The sequence below is a fragment of the Xanthomonas sp. LMG 12461 genome, from assembly GCF_009192935.1.
Classification (GTDB): Bacteria; Pseudomonadota; Gammaproteobacteria; order Xanthomonadales; family Xanthomonadaceae; genus Xanthomonas_A; species Xanthomonas_A sontii.
The window spans coordinates 1-22,252 of sequence record NZ_NQYT01000017.1 but is presented as its reverse complement, the minus strand read 5'-3'; the positions used below and the strand labels follow the sequence as shown (position 1 = coordinate 22,252).

At 68.6% G+C, this 22,252-nt stretch carries 23 protein-coding genes; 7 read left to right on the top strand and 16 right to left on the bottom strand.

All coding sequences use genetic code 11. The annotated features are described in order from the left end of the window. Nucleotides 1-3 precede the first annotated feature (3 nt). The 4 genes from CEK68_RS04685 to CEK68_RS04665 form a co-directional block, all read right to left on the bottom strand. Nucleotides 4-564, bottom strand: coding sequence for a TlpA disulfide reductase family protein (locus tag CEK68_RS04685; RefSeq protein WP_193314109.1), 561 nt, complete (start codon nt 562-564; stop codon nt 4-6). A gap of 881 nt (nt 565-1,445) precedes the next feature. Then, a complete protein-coding gene (locus tag CEK68_RS04680; protein ID WP_152238683.1) occupies nt 1,446-1,766 on the bottom strand; it encodes a hypothetical protein in 321 nt (106 codons plus the stop codon). Nucleotides 1,767-1,781: 15 nt separating this feature from the next. Beyond that, nucleotides 1,782-2,174 carry a hypothetical protein gene (locus CEK68_RS04675; RefSeq protein WP_152238682.1) on the bottom strand — a complete coding sequence of 131 codons (393 nt, stop codon included), beginning with the start codon at nt 2,172-2,174 and terminating at the stop codon, nt 1,782-1,784. Nucleotides 2,175-2,732: 558 nt separating this feature from the next. Continuing rightward, nucleotides 2,733-3,485: an IclR family transcriptional regulator gene (locus CEK68_RS04665; RefSeq protein WP_152238680.1), complete on the bottom strand. Its 753-nt coding sequence runs from the start codon at nt 3,483-3,485 to the stop codon at nt 2,733-2,735. A gap of 212 nt (nt 3,486-3,697) precedes the next feature. Here CEK68_RS04665 and fucP point away from each other — a divergent pair, with 212 nt between their 5' ends. After that, complete coding sequence (gene fucP, locus CEK68_RS04660) at nt 3,698-5,005, top strand: L-fucose:H+ symporter permease (RefSeq protein ID WP_017911550.1); 1,308 nt, start codon at nt 3,698-3,700, stop codon at nt 5,003-5,005. A gap of 3 nt (nt 5,006-5,008) precedes the next feature. Beyond that, on the top strand, nt 5,009-5,383 hold the full coding sequence (locus CEK68_RS04655; protein ID WP_152238012.1) for an L-rhamnose mutarotase: 375 nt from the start codon (nt 5,009-5,011) through the stop codon (nt 5,381-5,383). Between the two features lie 371 nt (nt 5,384-5,754). Here CEK68_RS04655 and CEK68_RS04650 read toward each other — a convergent pair whose 3' ends face one another. The 7 genes from CEK68_RS04650 to CEK68_RS04620 all read right to left on the bottom strand — a co-directional run bounded on the left by CEK68_RS04650 (nt 5,755) and on the right by CEK68_RS04620 (nt 12,479). Continuing rightward, a complete protein-coding gene (locus tag CEK68_RS04650; RefSeq protein ID WP_017916375.1) occupies nt 5,755-7,074 on the bottom strand; it encodes an L-fuconate dehydratase in 1,320 nt (439 codons plus the stop codon). Between the two features lie 249 nt (nt 7,075-7,323). Then, the gene (locus CEK68_RS04645; protein WP_152238679.1) at nt 7,324-8,181 is read right to left on the bottom strand and encodes a fumarylacetoacetate hydrolase family protein; all 858 of its coding nucleotides are present in this window, start codon (nt 8,179-8,181) and stop codon (nt 7,324-7,326) included. Between the two features lie 33 nt (nt 8,182-8,214). Next, nucleotides 8,215-8,961, bottom strand: coding sequence for an SDR family oxidoreductase (locus tag CEK68_RS04640; protein WP_152238678.1), 747 nt, complete (start codon nt 8,959-8,961; stop codon nt 8,215-8,217). 31 nt (nt 8,962-8,992) lie between these two features. Beyond that, the gene (locus CEK68_RS04635; protein ID WP_152238677.1) at nt 8,993-9,874 is read right to left on the bottom strand and encodes an amidohydrolase family protein; all 882 of its coding nucleotides are present in this window, start codon (nt 9,872-9,874) and stop codon (nt 8,993-8,995) included. After that, entirely contained in the window at nt 9,871-10,905 is a 1,035-nt protein-coding gene (locus CEK68_RS04630) for an aldo/keto reductase (protein WP_152238676.1), read from the bottom strand. The genes CEK68_RS04635 and CEK68_RS04630 overlap by 4 nt, the downstream gene beginning before the upstream one ends. 411 nt (nt 10,906-11,316) lie before the next feature. Then, nucleotides 11,317-11,772: a hypothetical protein gene (locus CEK68_RS04625; RefSeq protein ID WP_226977752.1), complete on the bottom strand. Its 456-nt coding sequence runs from the start codon at nt 11,770-11,772 to the stop codon at nt 11,317-11,319. Continuing rightward, on the bottom strand, nt 11,772-12,479 hold the full coding sequence (locus CEK68_RS04620) for an HAD-IA family hydrolase (RefSeq protein WP_152238674.1): 708 nt from the start codon (nt 12,477-12,479) through the stop codon (nt 11,772-11,774). Before CEK68_RS04620 ends, CEK68_RS04625 begins: the two co-directional genes overlap by 1 nt. Nucleotides 12,480-12,645: 166 nt before the next feature. Here CEK68_RS04620 and CEK68_RS04615 point away from each other — a divergent pair, with 166 nt between their 5' ends. Further along, entirely contained in the window at nt 12,646-12,864 is a 219-nt protein-coding gene (locus tag CEK68_RS04615; protein ID WP_026143701.1) for a hypothetical protein, read from the top strand. A 344-nt stretch (nt 12,865-13,208) separates the two neighbouring features. On the opposite strand, the gene glpK is transcribed toward CEK68_RS04615, so the two are convergent. The 4 genes from glpK to CEK68_RS04595 all read right to left on the bottom strand — a co-directional run bounded on the left by glpK (nt 13,209) and on the right by CEK68_RS04595 (nt 18,458). Next, complete coding sequence (gene glpK, locus CEK68_RS04610) at nt 13,209-14,708, bottom strand: glycerol kinase GlpK (protein WP_148829561.1); 1,500 nt, start codon at nt 14,706-14,708, stop codon at nt 13,209-13,211. Nucleotides 14,709-14,811: 103 nt separating this feature from the next. After that, the gene (locus CEK68_RS04605; RefSeq protein WP_152238673.1) at nt 14,812-15,633 is read right to left on the bottom strand and encodes an MIP/aquaporin family protein; all 822 of its coding nucleotides are present in this window, start codon (nt 15,631-15,633) and stop codon (nt 14,812-14,814) included. A 160-nt stretch (nt 15,634-15,793) separates the two neighbouring features. Continuing rightward, on the bottom strand, nt 15,794-17,308 hold the full coding sequence (gene glpD, locus CEK68_RS04600; RefSeq protein ID WP_152238672.1) for a glycerol-3-phosphate dehydrogenase: 1,515 nt from the start codon (nt 17,306-17,308) through the stop codon (nt 15,794-15,796). Nucleotides 17,309-17,597: 289 nt separating this feature from the next. After that, nucleotides 17,598-18,458, bottom strand: coding sequence for a DeoR family transcriptional regulator (locus CEK68_RS04595; RefSeq protein ID WP_051064828.1), 861 nt, complete (start codon nt 18,456-18,458; stop codon nt 17,598-17,600). Nucleotides 18,459-18,599: 141 nt separating this feature from the next. On the opposite strand from CEK68_RS04595, the gene CEK68_RS04590 reads away from it, so the two are divergent. Together CEK68_RS04590 and CEK68_RS04585 are read left to right on the top strand one after the other, a co-directional pair. Then, entirely contained in the window at nt 18,600-19,073 is a 474-nt protein-coding gene (locus CEK68_RS04590; protein ID WP_152238671.1) for a DUF1456 family protein, read from the top strand. A 156-nt stretch (nt 19,074-19,229) separates the two neighbouring features. Continuing rightward, nucleotides 19,230-20,048 (top strand): HDOD domain-containing protein, encoded by an 819-nt coding sequence (locus tag CEK68_RS04585; RefSeq protein ID WP_017907477.1) that lies wholly within the window; start codon nt 19,230-19,232, stop codon nt 20,046-20,048. Between the two features lie 87 nt (nt 20,049-20,135). Here the strand turns inward: CEK68_RS04585 and CEK68_RS04580 are convergent, their stop codons facing one another. Then, a complete protein-coding gene (locus tag CEK68_RS04580; RefSeq protein WP_152238670.1) occupies nt 20,136-21,272 on the bottom strand; it encodes an exodeoxyribonuclease III in 1,137 nt (378 codons plus the stop codon). Nucleotides 21,273-21,346: 74 nt separating this feature from the next. Here CEK68_RS04580 and CEK68_RS04575 point away from each other — a divergent pair, with 74 nt between their 5' ends. Next, entirely contained in the window at nt 21,347-21,553 is a 207-nt protein-coding gene (locus CEK68_RS04575; RefSeq protein WP_152238669.1) for a hypothetical protein, read from the top strand. A gap of 98 nt (nt 21,554-21,651) precedes the next feature. Next, nucleotides 21,652-22,197: a hypothetical protein gene (locus CEK68_RS04570; protein WP_226977751.1), complete on the top strand. Its 546-nt coding sequence runs from the start codon at nt 21,652-21,654 to the stop codon at nt 22,195-22,197. Nucleotides 22,198-22,252 lie beyond the last annotated feature (55 nt).

Sequence of the window (22,252 nt, the reverse complement as noted above, 5' to 3'; positions counted from 1 at the left end):
GGCTTACTCCTCGATGGTTGCCAAGGCCGGCGGCGCATCCGTGCGACGCACTGCGGCCATCAGGTCCTGCATCCGCTCCGTGGTCTCGAAAACGCCGACGCGCGCATAGCGCACGCGTCCTTCGTGGTCCAGCGCCAGCAGCGTCGGCACGTTGCGCGCGCGGAACAGCATCAGTGCGCGGCGGTCGGTCAACGTGGTCACCGGAAACGTAAAGCCGTGCTCGGCGGCGTAGCGCTGCGCCTGCGCGGGGCTGCACTGGCACACGCCCAGCACCTGCACGTCGGGCTGCTGCGCGGCCAGACGCTGCGCGGCCTGCACCATCTGCGGCGCCGAGCGCTTGCAGTACGGGCAGGTGGTGGTGAAGAAGAACAGGACTTGTCGCTCGGTCGCCGGCTCACCCAGCGTCAGCGGCGCACCGTCCAAGGTGGTAGCGGCGATGCGCGGCACATACATGCCCAAATACGGCTCGGTGGTGCGGGTGACGAACCAGCGCCGTTCCTCGCGCAGACCGCGGTTCTGCCAGGCCAGCACCAGCACCAACGCGCATGCCGCCAGCACCGCCAACCAACTCCAGGGAAACCGCCGTGCCATGCCGTGTGTCCATGTCGCCGTGTTCCCTGCAGGCTGCGCAGCGGTGGCGCACAGGTCAACGCTTTGCGCGCACGCGCAGCGACTGCGTGATCAGGCTGGGGATCGAGTCACGTGCACCGTGGGCGCGCATTCCAGCGGTGTGGCGCATATGTGGGCATGCAGCGACCTCGCCGCATGCGCGGTGCGCAGCGTGAGGGACGCAGCGCGGTCAACGCACGGGTAGCGATGCTTCCGTCAGGACTTCTCGGCGCTCCATGTGCAAGACAGGTCAGCTGGTCCAACGTTTCAATTGAGCCGAGCCACGAAGCGGTTTTGTCTTGAATGCGTTGTTAGGCCGCGCGCTACACGGCTAAAAGCGCTGGGTCATACCAGACGTCCACGTGCCCATCCTCGCCGGGAGGATCAAAGAGCGAGCCGAATTGCTTGCAAATCTCCGCTTGTGACGTGATTTGGTTCATGCCGTCTAACGTTGGGGTTCAGCGGCGCGAGGTACGCACGTCCGCTTTGAACGAGTTGCTAGGCGTTGTGCGCTCGGCACCAACGCCTAGCTAATGCAAATGCTCGATGCCGAACACTTTGCGAGAATGGTCCCTTGACCGTGGCGTCGAGCATCTGAACTATTTCACTATCGATTGGCGCTCCTTCTTCAAGCCAGCCGATCGCGAGTGCCACCCAGTAATCAGAAGGCCAGATTGTGCTCAAGCCAGCAAGAACGACATCCCTTGCTGGCGCGATAGTCGCGTCATAGGCAGCAAACGGAGCCTCAAGGTATAGAACGAGCTTCCGTTGATCCATGTTAGTATCTAAAGCTTGAATTAAGCGGCTGGGGTCAGCGAAGCCGTTTGGAAGAACTGTTATGCCCCAGTGTTGCTAGCGCCGCTGATGACTAAGAATACCTTCGTACCCCAAGGAACGTCTTGCTTTGAAATACCCGCCGGCAACGCGAGTGGGGTGGACAAGATGGCAGGCCGTGATCGACCACCAAACTTAAGCATTTCAAAGCCCGCCACTTCCGTGTTGATACGTTTGCCGTCGGGGATGGATAGGATGATCGGTGAACCGATATGGACGACCGGCATGCCCGGCAAATCTGGAATTCCGGGAACCAACACAAGTCCGAGTCGCCCGGAAAGCTGAAATACATCGTCAACGGTGAAGAGCAAGACCTCGGACATGAGACCTAATTATTGTTAGCTGCCAAACAAGCGGCCGATGATCGCGGCTTGTACGATGGGATTGAACTCCTCGTACATAGTGTTAAGCCGGACATTGAGGCGCTCGCTCGGTTTGGGAATGCGGAACTCCTCGGTAACCACCCATTTGATGTTCCTGCCCGCGGAAAGCACTGTGATGTCTTCTACAAGGTGCTGGTCTGCCACCAAGCCGATCGCTTTGATCAGCATGTCTGGGCTGGACGGTGCAAAGGATTTCAGATAAACGATGTCGCCGACCTTCAGCGATTGAATGAACTGATGCAGTTCTGGTGCGTCAGCTTTGGACCAACCAGGACCCGCGACTCCTGACGAGATGAATTCTCCACTCATGTCGCGATCGTAGTAGGCACCGATTCCGAAAATAGCCATGAACTCTCCTAATTGGAGCCTAACACCATAATTTAAGCCAACCCACGGAGCGGCGTCGGTTTAATGAATGGTTAGGCATTACGTGGAACATGGCTTTGCGAGCAGGACGAGTTCCGCTCCAAGTGCTCGAAGTGGGCTGCGGCGTGGCCTCCTGAGCGGTGTGGCCGCACTGGCTCTTTGCACTCTGTACAGCGAAAGTCTCCACGCTTCCCCGAATCCTTCATGTCGATCGCCGTCTCAACGCTGATGGGAGTGCCGTTTAGCAAGCATGAGATCATTGTTGCCATGGAACCCTCTTTTGTTCGTGTAATGCCTAACGCCCGAGTTAAGCAGCAACGCGACGCGACTTCGGCTTGGCTGAATGCTTAGGCTGTGCTGCCAGGAGGTAGTCAACGCATGGACCATGCTCCCCAGCACCGCCCCGAGAGTTGAGCATGCCACGGATCGCGCCCCCGGGGCTTGCGCCAGATGATTGCTCATTGAGCAAGGCACGCCCCCAGCTCACTTCCTGCACACCGTCCCGGCATCCCAGCCCCGGACTCGCCAGGATCACGGCACCTACGCCAACGCCGCACTGATCTGCGCCGCGGCATCGCACACCGCGCGCATCGCCGCCTGCGCGTCGATGGGTTGCGGGCGACGTTCGATGAAGGGCACGGTCAGGGTGTAGCGGGCGACGCCGTGCTGCAGGATCGGCGCGGCGAGGTCGATTACCCCGACCACCGCCTCGCTGGGGTGGATGCTGTAGCCCAGCGCGTGCACTTCCTGCGCCGCGGCCAGGAACGCGGCGCGGTCGTAGGCCACCTCGCTGGCATCCAGACGCTGCAGCAACTGCGCCTGCGCGTCGGCCGGCTGGAACGCGAACAGCACCAGGCCGGAGGTGGAGTGCGCGAACGGGCGGCGATGGCCGGGGCGCACCACCAGGCCGAGGTCGCTGGGCACGTCCATCTGCGCAATGACCACGATCTGGTCGTCCGACGGCGCCACCAGGTGGCAGGGCTGGCGGATCGCGTCGGCCAGCGCGCGCATCACCGGCAACGCCACCTCGGTGACGTTCTGCACCCGCGGCTGCTGCATGCCGAGCATGAACAGGCGGTTGGTCAGCGTGTAGCCGCCCTCGCCCGCGGTGCGGGTCAGGTAGCCGCGCTCTTCCAGCACCTGCAGCATGCGGAAGATCTCGCCGCGCGAGCGACCGATGCCCTGCGAGATCTCGCCCATGCTCATCGGCCGCCCGTCGCGCGCCAGCAGCTCCAGGATGTCCAGCCCCTTGTCCAGGGCGGGCGCGCGGTACTTGGGCAAGGGGGTGGTCATTCCGTCGAGGGCCCGGCAGCAGGTGAAGAGGACTAGGGTACAGGGAGGCCGCGCCGGCTCGCACCGCCTGGGACCCCGCAGCCCACGCGTCGATGCTGCATTGCAATCCACATATGAACTCAAATTTTATATTTGCATGGCACTCGCCAGCGCAGTACGCTCCGCCGACAATCCGAACGCGACGCGGCACACCTTGGGAGGGGTAGGCGGCAATGCACTACAGCAGCGAATCCGCCACACCGGCGTCCGCCAGTCTCACCCGGACCGCGCTTGCGCCGTTGGTCCTGATCGTCAGCCTGTTCTTTCTCTGGGGCATGGCGAACAACCTCAACGACATCCTGATCAAGCAGTTCAAGAAGGCCTTCGAGCTGAGCGACCTGCAGGCCGGACTGGTGCAGAGCGCGTTCTACCTGGGCTACTTCGTGTTCGCGATCCCGGCGGCGATGTTCATGCGACGCTACAGCTACAAGGCCGCGGTGGTGCTGGGCCTGCTGCTGTACGCGGTCGGCGCGTTCCTGTTCTACCCCGCCGCGCAGGTGCACACCTACTGGCTGTTCCTGCTGGCGCTGTTCGTCATCGCCAGCGGTCTGGCCTTCCTGGAAACCACCGCCAACCCGCTGGTCACCGTGCTCGGTCCGGCCGAGGGCGCGGCGCGACGGCTGAATCTGGCGCAGGCGTTCAATCCGCTGGGTTCGATCACCGGCATCCTGGTAGGCCAGCACTTCATCCTCTCCGGCGTGGAGCACACGCCGCAGGAGCTGGCGGCGATGGCGCCGGCCGCGCGCGAGGCCTTCTTCGCCACCGAGTCGCTGGCGGTGCAGACGCCGTACCTGATCATCGGTGCGGTGGTGCTGCTGTGGGCGCTGCTGATCGGGCTGACCCGCTTCCCCGCCACCCGCGCCGGTGGCGATGGCGCGCGCGCCGGTGGCTTCGGCCAGCTGCGGCGCAATGGCCGCTTCGTGTTCGCGGTGATCGCGCAGTTCTTCTACGTCGGCGCGCAGGTCGGCATCTGGAGCTACCTGATCCGCTACCTGCAGGACGGCGTGCCCGGCACCCCGGAGAAGACCGCCGCCGATTTCCTCACCCTGTCGCTGGTGCTGTTCATGGCCGGCCGCTTCATCGGCACCGCGCTGCTGCGCTTCCTGGCGCCGGCACGGCTGCTGGGCGTGTTCGCCCTGCTCAACCTGCTGCTGTGCGCGGTGGCGGTGGCGCTGCCGGGCTGGATCGGCCTGTATGCGCTGGTCGCCAGCAGCCTGTTCATGTCGGTGATGTTCCCGACCATCTTCGCCCTGGGCCTGGACGGGCTGGACGACGACGCGCGCAAGCTGGGCGCGTCGCTGATCGTCATGGCGATCATCGGCGGCGCCGCGCTGACCGCGGTGATGGGCGCGGTGTCCGACCATGCCGGCATCCACTGGGCGCTCGCGGTGCCTGCGATCGGCTTCGCGGTGATCCTCGGCTTCGCGCTGCATGCGGCGCGAAACCGCGTGGCGCCCCTTCCCTCTGCCCGCGGAGCCTGAGCCATGCCGCGCCATTGCTACCTGCTGGACCTGCACGACGACCCGGCGCTGATCGCCGAATACGAACGCTGGCACCGTCCCGACACCGTGTGGCCGGAGATCGTCGCCTCGCTGCGCGCCGCCGGCATCCGCGAGCTGGACATCCATCGCTGCGGCGACCGCCTGGTGATGCTGATGGAGGTGGACGAGGACTATTCGCCCGCCGCCAAGGCCGCTGCCGACGCCGCCGATCCGCGCGTGCAGGCGTGGGAGGAGTTGATGTGGCGCTTCCAGAAACCCTTGCCCGGTTCGGCGCCCGGCGAGAAATGGCGCGAAGCGCTGCAGATCTTTTCCTTGCAGGCGGCGCTGGCCGCGCAGGAGCGCAACGGCGCGGGCTGAGGTATTGCGTGGGCGTACGCGTGTGTTGGAAAGCCGGTGCCGAGCGCGCGCGAGACCGGTTGGTTTACCGCTTCGCTCGTCGCGGCTGAAGCAGCTCCCACGGTTGCAGAGAGTGCGGCAGGTGCGGTTGCAGAGGTCGTGGCAGGCGCGGCGGATGCTGTGCGACGTTGTGGGAGGGACTTCAGTCCCGACTGCTGCCGAAGCTGGTGCGTGCACAGGTTCGTGCGTCGCGACTGAAGTCGCTCCCACAGCGAGCGATCCAGCACCGCTGCCGCCGCCGTCGCAGGAGCGGCTTCAGCCGCGACAGATGCACTGGCAACCACCGCAACCGGCGCGCTTCCTTCGGCGGAAGCGCACCAAGGTCGCTGGCGTCAGCCGCCCTGTGCGGCCAGATCCGCGCTCCAGAAAGGGCCGTCCGGATACAGGAACTGGGTGACCGAGGCGGCATGCATCTCGGCCGAGAAGCCCGGCGTGGTCGGCGCCAGATAGCGGCCGTGGACGATCCGCACCGGATCGACGAAGTGCTGGTGCAGGTGGTCGACGAACTCGATCGCGCGGTCTTCCATCTTGCCGGTGATGGCGACGAAATCGGCCATCGCCAGGTGCTGCACCAGCTCGCACAGGCCCACGCCGCCGGCATGCGGGAACACGCGCACGCCGAACTTGGCCGCCAGCAGCAGGATCGCCAGGTTCTCGTTGACGCCGCCCACGCGCGCGGCATCGATCTGGATCAGGTCCACCGCGCCGGCCTGCAGCAACTGCTTGAACACCACCCGGTTCTGGGTGTGCTCGCCGGTGGACACCGGCACCGGGGCGATGCCGCGGCGGATCGCGGCGTGGCCGAGCACGTCGTCGGGGCTGGTCGGCTCCTCGATCCAGGCGATGTCGAATTCGGCGAGCTGGCGCATCCAGGCGATCGCCGGGCCGACATCCCAACGCTGGTTGGCGTCCACCGCCATGGCGACGTCCGGGCCGATCGCGGCGCGCGCCAGGCGGCAGCGGCGGATGTCGTCCTCCACGTTGGCGCCGACCTTGAGCTTGATGGTGCGGAAGCCATCGGCCACCGCTTCCTTGGCCAGGCGCACCAGCTTCTCGTCGGAATAGCCGAGCCAGCCGGGCGAGGTGGTGTAGGCCGGATAGCCCTGTTCCAGCAGCGTCTGGATGCGTTCGGCGCGCAGCGGTTCGGCATCGCGCAACATGGCCAGCGCCTGGTCGGGGGTCAGCGCGTCGCTGAGGTAGCGGAAGTCGATCGCGGCCACCAGTTGCTCCGGCGACAGCTCGGCGATGAAGCGCCACAGCGGCTTGCCGGCGCGGCGCGCGGCCATGTCCCAGGCGGCGTTGACCACGGCGCCGATGGCCATGTGCATCACGCCCTTCTCCGGGCCCAGCCAGCGCAGCTGCGAGTCGTCGGTGAGGCTGCGCGCGAACCCGCCCAGGTCGCCGATCACCGTCTCCACGTCGCGGCCGACCACGTGATGCGCCAGCGCCGCCACCGCCGCGCTCTGCACGTCGTTGCCGCGGCCGATGGTGAAGGCCAGGCCGTAGCCGGCGAGGCCGTCGTCGGCATCGGTACGCAGGCGCAGATAGGCGGCCGAATAATCCGGATCCGGATTCATCGCATCGGAACCGTCCAGTTCGCGCGAGGTGGGGAAACGGACGTCGAAGGTCTCGAGCGCGACGATTTTGCTCATGGGGGTCCTGGTCGGTGAGGCGGTGGGAAAGTCAAAAAAAGCGGTGAAGTAGCCCCTCTCCCCCCCGGGAGAGGGGTTGGGGTGAGGGTGCGGTGGTGCATGGCGGGTACCGACCCTGTGAAACAAGAACGAAGTAACAGCACGTAGCGGTGTCGCTCAATGCGCGAGCGAAAGCCGCACCGGGATGCAATGCGAGGTGGCTTCGCCCCTTACCCTCACCCCAACCCCTCTCCCGAGGGGAGAGGGGCTTTAGGCCGCGTCGCGCGGATGCGCGACCACGGCCTGGCGTTGCTCGCCCAGGCCTTCGATGCCCAGCCGCATCACGTCGCCCGGCTTCAGGTACACCTGCGGCTTCTGCCCCAGGCCCACGCCCGGCGGCGTGCCGGTGCTGATCACGTCGCCCGGCAGCAACGTCATATAGCGGCTGATGTGGCTGACCAGCTCGGCCACGCCGAACACCATCGTGCGGGTGCTGCCGTTCTGGTAGCGGTGGCCGTTGACCTCCAGCCACATCGACAGGTTCTGCGGGTCGGGCACCTCGTCGGCGGTGACCAGCCACGGGCCGATCGGGCCGAAGCCGTCGCAGCTCTTGCCCTTCACCCACTGCCCGCCGTGCTCGAGCTGGAACGCGCGCTCGGACAGGTCGTTGATCACCGCATAGCCGGCGACATGCGACAGCGCCTCGTCCACCGACACATCGCGCGCGGTATCGCCGATCACCACGCCCAGCTCCACTTCCCAGTCGGTCTTGAGCGAACCGCGCGGAATGGTCACGGTGTCGTTGGGGCCGCTGATCGCGCTGGTGGCCTTCATGAACAGCACCGGCATCTCCGGCACCGCCATGCCCGACTCGGCGGCGTGGTCGGCGTAGTTCAAGCCGACGCAGATGAACTTGCCGACGCGGCCCACGGCGGCGCCGTAGCGCACTTCGCCATCCACCTGCGGCAGCGTGGTCGGATCGAGCGCGCGCAGCCTGGCCAGGCCGGCGGCGGTGAGATGCTCGCCGGCGACGTCGTCGATCACCGCCGAAAGATCGCGCAAGTGGCCGTCGGCATCGAGCAGGGCCGGGCGTTCGTGGCCGGGTTCGCCGTAACGCAGCAGTTTCATGGGAAGTCCTCTGTCAGGAAGGGGAAGGCGCGGTCAGTTCGACCAGCCGCCGTCGATGATGTGGGTCTGGCCGGTCGTGAACGAGGAGTCGTCCGAGGCCAGGTACACCACCAGTTGCGCGATCTCGCGCGGGTCGCCCAGGCGGCCCATCGGCTGGCGGTCGGTGAAGCTCTTCCACACCGCCTGCTCGTCGCCACCCAGCGCCTTGACCCGCTCGCCCAGCGACGGCGTCTTGATCGTGCCGGGGCAGATCGCGTTGCAGCGGATGCCCTTGGCCACGTAGTCGGCGGCGATGGCCTTGCTCAGGCCGATCACCGCCGCCTTGGTCACGCCGTAGGCGAAGCGATTGGGCACGCCCTTGATGCTGGACGCCACCGAGGACATGTTGACGATGCTGCCGCGGCCCTGCGCGAGCATGCCCGGCAGCACCGCCTGGCACAGGTAGTACATCGCGTCGACGTTGATCGCGAACGAGCGCTTCCAGGCCGGCGCGTCGCAATCGAGGATGCTGCCCTGGTGCACGTAGCCGGCGCAGTTGAACAGCACGTCGAAGGTCGGCTGCGCCGCCACCAGCGCCTGGATCGCGGCGGGATCGGTGACGTCCAGCGTCTGCGTGACGATGCCGTCGGCCTCGGCGGCCAGCACCTGCAGCGCGGCGGCATCGATGTCGGTGGCCAGCACCTGCGCGCCTTCGCGGGCGCAGGCCAGCGCGCTCTCGCGGCCGATGCCGGCGCCGGCGGCGGTGATCAGGCAGCGCTTGCCTTGCAGACGGCCGCTCATGCGCGGCTCCCGGAAACGGACGCGAACGTGGTCATGGGGCGGGACTCCAGGTGGGGGAGGAAGCAATCGGATCGGACAGGCGATAGACGCGCCGCGCAGTGCCGGCGAACACCGCCTCGGCGTCATCGACGGCGTGCTGCGCGACCCAGGCCTGCGCCAGCGCCATCCACGCGGCGTAGTCGGCACGCTGGGTCAGCACCGGCCAGTCGCTGCCCCACAGCAGCCGCTGCGCGCCGAAGCAGGCGAACAGGTGCGCCACGTAGGGGGCAAGCGCAGGATCGTCGATGGCGGCGCCGGCCGGCAGTTCGGTGAGCAGGCCGGACAGCTTGCACACCACGTTGGGGTGCTGCGCCAGGTGCGCCAGGCCATCGGCCCAGGCCTGGAAATCGGCCCCGCCGATGGACGGCTTGGCGGCGTGGTCCAGCACCACGCGCAAGTGAGGGTGACGCTGCAGCCGTGCCAGCAGCGCCGGCAGGTGCAGCGGACGCACCAGCGCATCGAAGGCCAGATCGTGCTGCAGCAGCGCGTCGAACGCCGCATCCAGCTGCGGCCGCGCCAACCACTGCGGATCGGCCAGGTCCTGCACCATCGGCCGCAGCCCCTTGAGCAGGCCGGCGCCGTCGGCGCACAGCGCGGCGATGCGCGCGGCAACGTCAGCGGCCTCGAAATCGACCCAGCCGACCACGCCGACGATGCGCGGCTCGGCACGCGCCAGTTGCAGCAGGTAGCGCGTTTCCGCCTCGCTCTGCGCCGCCTGCACCGCCACCAGCGCGGTCACGTCCTGCGCGTCGAGCGTCGCGGCCAGGTCCTCGGGCAGGTAGTCGCGGTACAGCACGCCCAGGTCCGGGGTCAGCCAGGCATAGTCGCCACGCGCCAGGCGCCAGAAATGCACATGGGCGTCGATGATGGTCACGGCGTCGGCACCGGCGCGCGCAGCAGGTCGTCGTCGCGCAACTGTTGCCACAGCGCCGCGGGAATCGCCGCGCGCAGGCGCGTGGCGGCGCTGGCCACTTCGGCCGACGTGCGCATGCCGGCGACCACCGCGCTCACCGCCGGATGGGCGAGCGGGAACTGCAGCGCCGCCGCGCCCACGTCCACGCCGTGCGCCGCACAGGCCGCGAACAGGCGCTGCGCGTGCTGCAGTGTGGCCGGATCCACCGGCGCGTAGTTGTAGGTCTCGCCCGGCCCGCGCGCATCGCTCAGCAGGCCCGAGCTGTACGGCCCGGCCACCAGGATGCCGATCTGCCGCTGCAGCGCCTGCGCCATGATCCGCTGCGCGGCATGCTGTTCGAGCAAGGTGTAGCGGCCGGCCAGCATCACGCAGTCGAGCGGGAACAGCGGCATCAGTTCCACCGCCACGTCTTCCTCGTTGACGCCGATGCCGATCGCCCGGCACGCGCCCTGCGCCTTCAGCGCGGCCATCGTCGGCAGCGCTTCGTCCAGCGCCTGCCGCAGCATCGCCGGATGGCGCTCGCCGTGGGTCAGGCGGCCGATGTCGTGCAGCAGCAGCACATCGATGTGATCGGTGCCGAGCCGCTGCAAACTGGACTCGAAGGCACGCAGCACGCCGTCGCGGCTGTAGTCGAATTCGGCGCGGCGCCCGGCCACGGCGAAGCCCTCGCGCCCGGGCGCGGCCGCGGCATCGTCGTAGACGCAGCGGCCGACCTTGGTCGAGAGCGTGTAGCTGGCGCGCGGCAGCCCGCGCAGGCCCTGCCCCAGGCGTTGCTCGCTCAGCCCGTAGCCGTAGTACGGCGCGGTGTCGAAATGGCGGATGCCGGCGGCATAGGCATCGGCCACCGCGGCCAGCGCCACCGCATCGTCCACCTCGGCGTACAGATTGCCGATCGGCGCGGCGCCGAAGCCCAGGGTGGACAGCTGCACACCACTGCGGCCCAGCGCGCGCGGCGCCAGGGTGGCGTCGGCGGCGACAGCGCTCAGCGCCATGCGCGCACGCCCGGAACGACGGCCACAGCGGATCGCCCACGGACGCGCGAGGGACGGAAGTGGCTGGGGTCACGCATGGCACGCCTCTGCCCGGGATCGGGCGCGATGAAGGAAGGCCGCAGCATGCACGCCCAGGATGGCGATGGCACGGCGGCTGTTCGCATATGAATATAGCAATCACAAGTGAACAATCAACCTGCAGCGCAGCAATTCCGCTCGGCGCCGGCCGCGCCAGCCGGCGCATGGCGGGGCCGACGTTCGCCCGATGGCACTCAGTGCGCCGCTGGATTCCGCGGCGTCGGTGGCGGCGCATGCCGCTGGCACGCCGAGGACAGTGGGACGGCGCGAGGACGCGATCGACAGGTCACTTCGCGTCGTGCGCGTCTGGCTGCTTCGCTCGGGTCGGCGGACTCAGCGCGCAGCCGGCCGCGTACCGAAGGCCAGGCGGGTCGCCTTGCGGTCGAACTGCAGCGCCACGCGCATGCGCACCTCGGTCATCGGCCGCACGATCCAATGCACCTGCGCCTTGCCGAAGCCCGACGTCACCACCGGAATGGCCAGGAACCAACTCGGTCCCGCCCCGACGCAGTACCAGAACGCATCGGCGGTCTGCAGCGCGGCATCCGGCGCGATCGAATACACGTGGCCGTCGCTGCTTTCGATGGTCTGCCTGGATCGCCTGACCACGGTCAGGTCGCTGCCACGCAACGGCCCGTGCTCGCCCGGAAACGCCTGCTCACGGAACGAAGCCTCCAGCAGGTCCGTCACCTGACTGCGCCCCATGCGATGCAGCGCACCGATCGACAACGCGGCGCTGCCCAGGAAGACGACCGCGATCACCGCACCGATCGCGTCGGGCAGCCACATCATGCGTCGCGACCCATGGCCGCGCAGGCACCGCACGCATCGGCCTGCAGCGCAGGCGGCTGCGTGCGGTCATCAGCACCAAGCACGAGGGCCAGCAGCGCCTCCGGCCGCTGCAGCAACGGCAGCGGCGTGTGCGGCTGCAAGGCCGCCGGCAAGGTGTAGCCCCAGGCCACGCCAGCGAAGGCGATGCCGGCCTGGCGCGCGGCCTCGGCATCGCGGATCTCGTCGCCCACGCACAGCGCCCGCGCGGCGGGGACGCCGCAGGCGCGCAGGCTGGCGCGCAGCTTGCGCCGCTTGCCCAGCACCGCCGCGCCGCAGCGCACGTCGCGGAACTGCGCGAACAACGCGGGGCCGAGCACGCGCGCGGCGTTGGCGCGGCTGTTGGACGTGACCAGGGCCAACTGCACGCCAGCCTGCGCCAGCTGCGCGAGCAGGTCGGCGACGCCGTCGAACAGCGCGATGCGCTCGATCTGCGCGCTCATCAGCGTGCGCATGCGTTGCGCTACCGCCGGCACCCGCCACCAGCGCAGGCCGCTGCGCGCCATCAGCTCGCGCGCGCTCAGGCTGCGGATCTCGTCCAGCCGCGCCACGTCGAAGCGGCGGAAGCCGAACTCGTCGGCGACGCCGTTGATGGTGGCCAGGAACCAGGGGAACGAATCGGCCAGGGTGCCGTCGAAGTCGAAGATGACCAGGTCGTAGCGGTGCATGCGGCGGCAGCATGCCGGAGCGCTGGAGTCGGCGCCAGCGGCGAGCGTGCCAATCGCGATGGCAAGGCGCACGCATCGGCCCGTCTTTCATCCGTCCTTGGCATGCGCTTCACCCGCACGCGCTGCCATGGCGCGCACGCTGGAGCGCCATCGCACGGAGAGGCTCATGCACATGCAATCCCCCAATCCTGGCCAGGACCCGCAGCAGCCACCGAACGAGGTGCCGGGCCAGGTGCCGAATCCGGGCGTGGATCCGACCCCGGACCGCCCGATCGATCCGATCCCCGACCAGCCGACCGATCCGACCATCCCGCCGATCCAAGACCCGGTCGGCGACGTCGACTCCCCGGTGCCGGGTCCGCGTGGGCCGACGCAGTACGTCTGAATCCTTCGCCGTTGCCGGGAGTGCGCGCCGGCTCGGCCGCAGCGGCGCTTGAACGACGGCGAGCGGCGTTTCGCGAGAGCGCCCGGCGGCGGAAGCCGCTCGCACAGGGAAGGGGCAGGACACCCTGTGGGAAAGGCACCCTTGTGGGAGGGACTTCAGTCCCGACGACGGAAGGTGTCCTTCGGCTTTCGGTTCCGCTTGTCGCGGCGGCATCACCGCTGACGCCTACCAGGTTCGGTGCGGCGGCTGGCGACTGCCGCCTTCGGCAGTCGCAGCGACGAACAACGCCTCGGCCGGCAGATGCAAAGGAGCAGCCGCAGCCCCGACTGCACTGCGCGACCGCCTCAGCGAATCCGGAACCCCATCGTCGCCTCCACCGCCTGCTGCCAGCCGGCGTACAGCGCTTCGCGGCGTTCGGCTGGCATGTCCGGCTCGAAACGGCGGTCCACCGCCCATTGCTGGGCGATCTCGTCGCGATTCTTCCAGAAGCCGGTCGCCAGGCCGGCCAGGTAGGCCGCACCGAGCGCAGTGGTCTCGGCCACCTCCGGACGCAGCACCGGCACGTCCAGGATGTCGCTCTGAAACTGCGCCATGAAGTCGTTGGCGATGGCGCCGCCATCGGCGCGCAGTTCCTTCAGTTCGATGCCCGAGTCGACCTGCATCGCGGTCAGCACGTCGCGGGTCTGGTACGCCATCGATTCGATCGCCGCGCGAATGAAATGTTCCTTGGTCGTACCGCGGGTCAGACCGAACACCGCGCCACGGATGTCGCTGCGCCAGTACGGCGCGCCCAGGCCGACGAAGGCCGGCACGAAGTACACGCCGTCGTTGTCGCCGGCACGCTCGGCGTAGGCCTGCGAGTCGCTGGCCTTGCCGAGCATGCGCAGGCCGTCGCGCAGCCACTGCACCACCGAACCGGCGACGAAGATCGCGCCTTCCAGCGCGTACTCGACCTTGCCATCCACGCCCCAGGCGATGGTGGTGAGCAGGCCGTTCTTCGACGCCACCGCCTTCTCGCCGGTGTTCATCAGCATGAAACAACCGGTGCCGTAGGTGTTCTTGGCCATGCCCGGTTCGAAGCAGGCCTGGCCGAACAGCGCCGCCTGCTGGTCGCCGGCGATGCCGGCGATGGGCACCGCATGGCCGTAGAAATACTGGCCCTGGGTGTTGCCGTAGATCTCGCTGGACGAGCGCACCTCCGGCAGCATCGAGGCGGGGATGTCGAGCAGTTGCAGCAGTTCCTCGTCCCAGCGCAGCTCGTGGATGTTGTACAGCAGCGTGCGCGAGGCGTTGGTGTAGTCGGTGACGTGGACCTTGCCGCCGGTGAGGTTCCAGATCAGCCAGCTGTCGATGGTGCCGAAGGCCAGCTCGCCGCGCTGCGCGCGTTCGCGCGCACCCTCCACATGGTCGAGGATCCACTTGACCTTGGTGCCGGAGAAGTACGCATCGATCAGCAGGCCGGTCTTGGCCCGCACCATGTCCTCGTGGCCGTCGGCCTTGAGCTGGTCGCAGATGTCCTTGGTCTGCCGCGACTGCCAGACGATGGCGTTATAGATCGGCTGGCCGGTGGCACGATCCCACACCACCGCGGTCTCGCGCTGGTTGGTGATGCCGATGCCGGCGATGGCGCTGGCGTCCACCTGGTGGTTGTTGAGCAGCTCGGTGATCGTGGTGTAGACGCTGGTCATGATCTCGCGCGGGTTGTGCTCGACCCAGCCCGGCTGCGGGAAGATCTGCGAGAACTCGCGCTGCGCCATGCCGACGATGCGGCCCTGGCGGTCGAACAGGATCGCGCGCGAGCTGGTGGTGCCCTGGTCGATGGCCAGGATGAACTGCTTTTCCATCGGAGACTCCTGCAGGATGCACGCCGCGCGCACGGGCGCGGCGCCAACGGGGAATTAGGGAGGCGCGCACGCCGCGCGCGGAAACGAACGCGCTGCCGGCGCGCTAGCCGCGGCGCGCGGCGGCCTGTTCTTCTTCCAGCGCTTTCACCCGCGCCGGCAGGAACGGATAGATCAGCCACTGGTAGGCGGCACCGCCGATCACGCCGCCGATCAGCGGGCCGACGATCGGGATCCACCAGTAGTTGTCGGCCGACGGCAGCGCCGAGGAGCCCCAGCCGGCGACGTAGGCGAACAGGCGCGGGCCGAAGTCGCGGGCCGGATTGATCGCCCAGGCTTCCAGATAGCCCATCGAGGCGCCGATGGTGGCCACCAACAGGCCGATGATCAGCGCACCGGAGTTGGCGGTGGGCGCGGCTTCGTTGTAGCGCTCGGTGATGGCGAAGATGCCGAAGATCAGGAACGCGGTCAGGATCACTTGGTCGCGCAGCGCGTGCATCGGCGTGATCGCCAGGCCGGGCGCGGTGAAGAACACCCCGGCCGCGCCGCCGCCGGCGCGGGTGAGATGCTGGGCCTGGTTGTAGTGGTCGATCACTGGCGCGAACAGCAGGTAGACGATCCACGCGCCGAGAAACGCACCGATCACCTGCGCCACCCAGTACGGCAGCACCTTGGGCAAGGGGAAGCCGCGGTACAGCGCCAGCGCCAGGGTCACCGCCGGATTGGCGTGGGTGCCGGACACCGAGCCGGTGACGTAGATGGCGATGGTCACCGCCAGGCCCCAGGCGATGCACACGCCCCAGTAGGCGTGCTGGTACGGGCTGGGGTCGTAGAGCACGTACATGCATGCCACCGAGCAGCCGAAGGCGATGATGATCAGCATCGCGATCGCTTCGGAAATCAGTTCACCCACCAGTTGCCGGCTCATGCCCATGCCTCCCGGCCTGCCGTCGTTGCCGCTGTCGATCCACCCATGCCTGCCACCCTCCACGGTTGCGTCCAGGTTCGTGCGCCGCGGCGGGTGCCGGGCGCAGCGCGATTGTGCACGCGCCGCCGCGGCCCGAACGGGGCCGACGGCAGCGTTTAGATCATGCCGGTGCCGCGGCCAGCGTGGCCGGCGCCTGTTGCAGGTAGGCGACCAGACGCTGGCGGCCGGCGGGGTCCACGCGCAGGCCGAGCTTGCTGCGCCGCCACAGCAAGTCCTCGGCCTCCACCACCCATTCGTGCTCGCGCAGGTAGTCGACCTCGGCCTGGTACAGGTCGGCGCCGAAGTGCTGGCCCAGGTCGTGCAGCGAGGCGGCATCGCCCAGCAGTGTGTCCGCGCGGGTACCGTAGTTGCGCGCCAGCCGCTGCGCGGTGGCCTCGGCCAGCCACGGCCGCGCCGCGCGCAACTCGCGCGCCAGCGTGGCGATGTCGTTGCGCTCGCCGCCCGGCAGCGGCGCACCGTGCGCGGTCCAGGCCGGCGCCTTGCGCCCGGCATGCGCGGTCAGCCGGTCCACCGCCTCCTCGGCGAGCTTGCGGTAGGTGGTGAGCTTGCCGCCGAACACATTGAGCAGGGCCGCACCATCGCGCGTGTCCAGTTCCAGCAGGTAGTCGCGGGTGACCTCGGCAGCGTTGTCCTCCTCGTCGTCGAGCAGCGGGCGAACGCCGCTGTAGCTCCACACCACGTCGTCCGGGGCGATCTGCTTGCGGAAGTAGCGGTTGGCCGCCTCGCACAGATAACGCGTCTCCTCGCCGTCGATGCGCGGTGCGGCCGGGTCGGCGTGGTAGTCGACGTCGGTGGTGCCGATCAGGGTGTAGTCCTGCTCGTAGGGAATGGCGAAGACGATGCGCCGGTCCGGCTGCTGGAAGATGTAGGCATGGTCGTGTTCGAACAGCCGCGGCACCACGATGTGGCTGCCCTTGACCAGGCGCAGCGCGTGGTCGTGGCCGACGTGCGCCACCTCGTCCAGGAACTGCACCGCCCACGGCCCGGCGGCGTTGACCAGCGAACGCGCGCGCAGTTCCTCGCGGCGGCCGTCGGCGTGCTGCAGTTGCACCTGCCACACACCATCGACGCGGCGCGCGCCGACACAGCGGGTGCGGGTGAGGATGCGCGCGCCGCGCTGGGCGGCGTCCATCGCATTGAGCACCACCAGCCGCGCGTCCTGCACCCAGGCGTCGGAATAGACGAAACCGGTGCGGAACTCCTCGAGCAGCGGCGCGCCCACCGGGTGCGTGCGCAGCGCCAGGCGCCGCGAGCCCGGCAGGGTGCGGCGGCCGCGGCCCAGGTGGTCGTACAGGAACAGGCCGGTGCGGATCATCCACGCCGGGCGCAGGTGCGGCTGGTGCGGCAGCAGGAAGCGCAGCGGCCAGATGATGTGCGGAGCCAGCCGCAGCAGCACCTCGCGCTCGGCCAGGGCCTTGCCGACCAGGGCGAACTCGTACTGCTCCAGGTAGCGCAGGCCACCGTGGATCAGCTTGGTGCTGGCGCTGGAGGTATGCGCGGCCAGGTCGTCGCGCTCGCACAGGCACACCGACAATCCGCGGCCCACCGCGTCGCGGGCGATGCCCACGCCGTTGATGCCGCCACCGACCACCAGCACATCGTAGGTCTCACGCATAGCCGACTCCCGGAAGTGTCGTGTCCGGCTCGGCTACAGCGGCCGAGCGCAGAACTGAGGACTAAAAGATCGTAAACGAACATTTCCGAACATATCACGCTGCACTGCAGCGTGGCGTCGACGGCATCCTGCAAACCGGCCGTAACCGGCCAGCGGCTTAGCTCATAGACAGCCAGGCGGGCGCGCGGGGCCGCTGCGGCGCGATGACCGCGCCACATCACGCAACATTAACGAAACAATCCGAACACACGCCCTGTGGCCACCCCGGCGGCGGCAGGGCCGGCCTCGTTCAGTCCGCGGCCGCGTCCAGCGCCGGCGCGCCCTGGTCGGCCGCATCGCCCTCGGCGACGAACACGCGGGTGCCGGCCGCCTCCAGCACCGCGGCCAGCTCGGCCGGCGGCGCGCGATCGGTGAACCAGGCGTGCACCCGCCCGATCGGCCCCAGCCGGACCATGGCGTTGCGGCCGAGCTTGCTGTGGTCGGCAGCCAGGAACACCTGCCGCGAGTGCTCGATGATCGCCTGCGCCACCCGCACCTCGTGGAAGTCGAAATCCAGCAGGGTGCCGTCCGGATCGATGCCGGAGATGCCGATCACGCCGAAGTCCACCTTGAACTGGCGGATCAGCTCGATGGTGGCCTCGCCGGTGACGCCCTGGTCGCGGCCGCGCACGCGCCCGCCAGCCACCATCACCTCGAAGCTGGGGTTGGCGCTCATCATCACCGCGACGTTGAGGTTGTTGGTGATCACGCGCAGGCCGCTGTGGCCCATCAGCGCGCGCGCCACGTCCTCGTTGGTGGTGCCGATGTTGATGAACAACGAGGCGTCGTCGGGAATGTGCTGCGCCAGCAGCGTGGCGATGCGCCGCTTCTCCTGCGCCTGCAGCGACTTGCGCGCCGTGTAGGCCAGGTTCTCCACGCTGGACGGCAGGCTCACCCCACCGTGGTAGCGGCGCAGCACGCCGGCCTCGCACAGCAGGGTCAGGTCGCGGCGGATGGTCTGCGGCGTCACCTCGAAGCGCGCCGCCAGCCCTTCCACCTCGGCATAGCCCTGCTGGCGCACCAGCGCCACCAGTTGCTCCTGGCGCGGATTCAGCGCGGACACCGCGCTCGGCTTGGGAATCGAATGGTCCATGCGCCGATGATGGCGCATGCGCCCGCGGATGCAACCGCGCCGCGTGCACACCCTCGGTGAACCGCAGCCATGGCCCGGGCCTGCGCGGTCTACGCGCCGATGCGGGCCAGCGCCTAGACTAGCGCCCCTCGCCGGGCCTCCCGCACTCCCACACCCGCCATGCTCAACAACGACATCCTGCGCTCCATCCGCTACATGCTCGACCTGAGCGACCAGAAGATCGTCGATCTGGCGCACCTCGCCGATCCCGCGTTCCCGATCGACAAGGCGCAGATCCCGGCGTGGCTGAAGAAGGAGGACGAAGACGGCTTCGTCGAATGCAGCGACGCGGTGCTGGCGCATGTGCTGGACGGGCTGGTGTTCCACTACCGCGGCCGCGACGAGAGCCTGCCGCCGCGCCCGGTGGAAGCGCGCATCACCAACAACGTGGTGCTGAAGAAGCTGCGCGTGGCGTTCCAGCTCAAGGACGTGGACATGCACCAGATTTTCGACGCCGCCGGTTTCCCGGTGTCCAAGCCGGAACTGTCGGCGCTGTTCCGGCAGCCGGAGCACAAGAATTTCCGCCTGTGCGGCGACCAGTTGCTGCGCAACTTCCTCAAGGGCCTGACCCTGCGCGTGCGCACCGCCGGCTGAGCCGCGCGCTCCGCTGCACCAGGGCGCGGCCGTCGCCGCGGGACCGGTCTTCCACACGCCGGCCATCGCGAATCGGTAGGATGCGCGCATTCCGCCACCGTGGCGGCGCGGCCGGCTTCCGGTCCTGCCGCCTCCCGTTTCGTTCCGAGGGTCCCCATGAAGCTAGAGGCGCTGTTCGACCAGTTGCACACCCTGCCGACCATTCCCCAGGTGGCGCAGGACCTGATCCTGCAGTTCGATGCGCCGGGCACCAGCCTGGACGCGGTGGCGCGCAACATCGAGCGGGACCCGGTGATCGCGGCCAAGGTGCTGCGGCTGGCCAATTCGGCGCGCTTCCGCGGCGCGCGCGACTCCACCACGGTGGAAGACGCGGCGCTGCGCCTGGGCTTCAACACCTTGCGCACCCTGGTGCTGGCCTCCTCGGTGACCGGCGCGTTCCATGCCCCGGCGCATTTCGACCTGCGCGCGTTCTGGCTGCACAGCTTCGAAGTGGCCGGCGTGTGCCGGCTGCTGGCGCGGCAGAAGGGCCTGGACGCGGAGACCGCGTTCACCTGCGGCATGATGCACAACATCGGCGAACTGCTGATCCAGACCGGCGCGCCCGACTACGCCGCGCAACTGCACCCGGACGCCTCGTCCAGCGGCCGCGCCGCCGACGAGACGGTGCAACTGGGCTTCGGCTACCCGGAAGTGGGCGCCGAGCTGGCGCGGCGCTGGCACCTGCCGCAGGTGATCCAGACCGCCATCGCCTTCCAGGCGCGGCCGCTGCAGGCCCCGGAAGGCGAGCCGATGCCGAAGGTCGTCGCCCAGGCCGCGCTGGTCGCCGATGCGCTGGAGCGCCACGGCGGCGCCAACGACCAGGCGCGGCAGGCGGTGACCGGACCGTTGCTGGACGACGTGGATCTGGACGCGTTGTTCGCCGCGCTGCCGGACGTGATCGAGGCCGATCGTGCGTTTACCGAGATGTTGAAGTAAGGGAAGACGTGCCGCCGCGTCGGTCACACCGCGCGGCGGCATAGCGGGAACTGCGTCTTTCCGATTCTGCCGTACCCTCATCCGGCGCTACGCGCCACCTTCTCCCGGTGGGAGAAGGGGTGGTTTCCGGCGTTTGCCACCGCGCGAGGGCGTCGGCGGCACCGTGGCGGCAGCGCGCGGCGTGCACGCTTTCGGCGTCTTGGCGGTTGCCGTTTTTGTTGCGCCTTTCTTTTTTGTTGCCGGCGCTGGCGTCGTCGACTTCGCCTTGGTCCTGGCCGTCGTCTTGTCCTTGGTTCGCGCTGCCGCCTTCTCCGCCAACGACGTCGCGCCAGATGCGGAGGTGCGTGTGGTCTTCGTCGCCTTGGCGCCCTTCGTGTTTCCTGCAGCGCCCGCGTCACCGCGCTTCGGCTTCGCCCGCGACGCAGCTGCACCGCGGGCCGGCGCCGCGCCCATAGCGACCCAGGTCGGCGCATGGTCGCTGGCGTGCGGCAGGTCGCGCACCCAGCGGTCCACGCCGGCGTCGCGCAGGCGCGCGGCCAGCGGTGGATTCAGCAGCAGGTGGTCGATGCGCAGCCCGGCATCGCGCTGCCAGTGCTGGCGGAAATAATCCCAGAACGTGTACACGCGGCGCTCGCCGTGCACCTGGCGCAGGCTGTCGGTCCAGCCCTGCGCCAGCAGTTCTGCATAGGCCTGGCGGCTTTCCGGTTGCAGCAGCGCATCGCGCCGCCATGAGGCCGGGTTGTAGATGTCCGCATCGGTGGGCACCACGTTGAAGTCGCCGATCAAGGCGACCGGATGCGGCAGCGCCACCAGGTGCTGCGCATGCCGCTGCAGCCGCGCGAACCAGTCCAGCTTGCAGTCGAACTTCGGACCCGGGCGCGGATTGCCGTTGGGCAGGTACAGACAGCCGACCAGCACGCCGTGCGCCATCGCCTCGATGTAGCGGCTCTGGGTGTCGCGCGGATCGCCGGGCAGGCCGCGCCGGCTCTCGACCGGATCGCAACCCCTGGCCAGCAGCGCCACGCCGTTCCAGCTCGACTGCCCCATCCACACCGCGCCGTAGCCGGCGGCATGCAGCTCGGCCAGCGGAAAGCCGGCATCCACGCTCTTGAGCTCCTGCAGCCCGACGATGTCCGGCGCCTCGCGCTGCAGCCACTGCAGCAGCTGCGGCAAGCGGCTGCGGATGCCGTTGACGTTGTAGGTGGCGATCTTGAGCGTCTTCATCCGGCGCGCCTGCAGAATCTGCCATCACCTTGGCCCCGCTACCCTCGTCGCATCGTGAAAACGGGAACCGCCGCATGACCCCGCTCGACAAACCCCTGCGCCGCGCACTGGAGATCGACGGCGTGCACTACACCCTGACCGTGGATCCGGACGGCCTGAAGCTCACCGAGAAAGGTCGTCGCAAGGGCCTGGACTTGCGCCGGAGTGCGCTGGTCAGCGGCGACGCGGCATTGGCGACCGCGCTGCAGGCCTCATTGGCCGATCGCCCGGGCAAACGCTGAGCGCGAGCGCGGCCGGCGACACGCCCGGGCCACGCGGGCAGGCATGGCCACCGATGGTGCTATCGTCGCGCCATCGGCAACCAGCAGGGAGCGGGCGGATGCGCAAGCGCAGCGATGAGGCGTTCGAAAACGGGCAGACGCGCCCCCGGCACGCCCGATGGGGCATGGGCGCGCTGCTGCTCGCCCTGCTGCCGCTGGCGGCTTACGCCGCGCCGGACGTGCCGGACAGCCTGCGCGTGTCCAGTACCAACACCTACGCCGCGGGCACGCCCGAATGGCGCCAGGTGCGCGATTGGCTGGCGCAGCATCGGCCATCGGACGCCGGCCCGGCACGGGCCCAGAACCTGGAGCGACTCGGCCCGCTGATGCTGACCTACGCACGTGCGCTGCACGGCGTGCCGACCCAGGCGCCGGTAGCGCTGCCGCTGCCCGACCAGGGCGCGCCCGGCGACAGCATCGCCATCGCCAGCTGCATCGACGGCCTGCGCCAATCGTGGATCTACGGCGTTGAGGAAGCATCCATGCATGACTGGACGCTGACATCGTTCGCCATCTCACAGCGTGCGGACTGCACACAGGCGACAGCACGTGCTGAGCCGGCGACCTCAGCAGACTCTGCAGGCGCGGCATCGGCGCACCGCTAGTCACTTGCCATGGCTCGGTGAGCGCGGTTGACTCGCAGATACCGTCTTACCCCCT

What these genes read in the sequence shown, in the direction of transcription:
- CEK68_RS04680 (WP_152238683.1), bottom strand. Translation starts at nt 1,766, where the DNA reads ATGTCCGAGGTCTTGCTCTTCACCGTTGACGATGTATTTCAGCTTTCC.
- CEK68_RS04675 (WP_152238682.1), bottom strand. Translation starts at nt 2,174, where the DNA reads ATGGCTATTTTCGGAATCGGTGCCTACTACGATCGCGACATGAGTGGA.
- CEK68_RS04665 (WP_152238680.1), bottom strand. Translation starts at nt 3,485, where the DNA reads ATGACCACCCCCTTGCCCAAGTACCGCGCGCCCGCCCTGGACAAGGGG.
- fucP (WP_017911550.1), top strand. Translation starts at nt 3,698, where the DNA reads ATGCACTACAGCAGCGAATCCGCCACACCGGCGTCCGCCAGTCTCACC.
- CEK68_RS04655 (WP_152238012.1), top strand. Translation starts at nt 5,009, where the DNA reads ATGCCGCGCCATTGCTACCTGCTGGACCTGCACGACGACCCGGCGCTG.
- CEK68_RS04650 (WP_017916375.1), bottom strand. Translation starts at nt 7,074, where the DNA reads ATGAGCAAAATCGTCGCGCTCGAGACCTTCGACGTCCGTTTCCCCACC.
- CEK68_RS04645 (WP_152238679.1), bottom strand. Translation starts at nt 8,181, where the DNA reads ATGAAACTGCTGCGTTACGGCGAACCCGGCCACGAACGCCCGGCCCTG.
- CEK68_RS04640 (WP_152238678.1), bottom strand. Translation starts at nt 8,961, where the DNA reads ATGAGCGGCCGTCTGCAAGGCAAGCGCTGCCTGATCACCGCCGCCGGC.
- CEK68_RS04630 (WP_152238676.1), bottom strand. Translation starts at nt 10,905, where the DNA reads ATGGCGCTGAGCGCTGTCGCCGCCGACGCCACCCTGGCGCCGCGCGCG.
- CEK68_RS04625 (WP_226977752.1), bottom strand. Translation starts at nt 11,772, where the DNA reads ATGTGGCTGCCCGACGCGATCGGTGCGGTGATCGCGGTCGTCTTCCTG.
- CEK68_RS04620 (WP_152238674.1), bottom strand. Translation starts at nt 12,479, where the DNA reads ATGCACCGCTACGACCTGGTCATCTTCGACTTCGACGGCACCCTGGCC.
- CEK68_RS04615 (WP_026143701.1), top strand. Translation starts at nt 12,646, where the DNA reads ATGCACATGCAATCCCCCAATCCTGGCCAGGACCCGCAGCAGCCACCG.
- glpK (WP_148829561.1), bottom strand. Translation starts at nt 14,708, where the DNA reads ATGGAAAAGCAGTTCATCCTGGCCATCGACCAGGGCACCACCAGCTCG.
- CEK68_RS04605 (WP_152238673.1), bottom strand. Translation starts at nt 15,633, where the DNA reads ATGAGCCGGCAACTGGTGGGTGAACTGATTTCCGAAGCGATCGCGATG.
- glpD (WP_152238672.1), bottom strand. Translation starts at nt 17,308, where the DNA reads ATGCGTGAGACCTACGATGTGCTGGTGGTCGGTGGCGGCATCAACGGC.
- CEK68_RS04595 (WP_051064828.1), bottom strand. Translation starts at nt 18,458, where the DNA reads ATGCGCCATCATCGGCGCATGGACCATTCGATTCCCAAGCCGAGCGCG.
- CEK68_RS04590 (WP_152238671.1), top strand. Translation starts at nt 18,600, where the DNA reads ATGCTCAACAACGACATCCTGCGCTCCATCCGCTACATGCTCGACCTG.
- CEK68_RS04585 (WP_017907477.1), top strand. Translation starts at nt 19,230, where the DNA reads ATGAAGCTAGAGGCGCTGTTCGACCAGTTGCACACCCTGCCGACCATT.
- CEK68_RS04580 (WP_152238670.1), bottom strand. Translation starts at nt 21,272, where the DNA reads ATGAAGACGCTCAAGATCGCCACCTACAACGTCAACGGCATCCGCAGC.
- CEK68_RS04575 (WP_152238669.1), top strand. Translation starts at nt 21,347, where the DNA reads ATGACCCCGCTCGACAAACCCCTGCGCCGCGCACTGGAGATCGACGGC.
- CEK68_RS04570 (WP_226977751.1), top strand. Translation starts at nt 21,652, where the DNA reads ATGCGCAAGCGCAGCGATGAGGCGTTCGAAAACGGGCAGACGCGCCCC.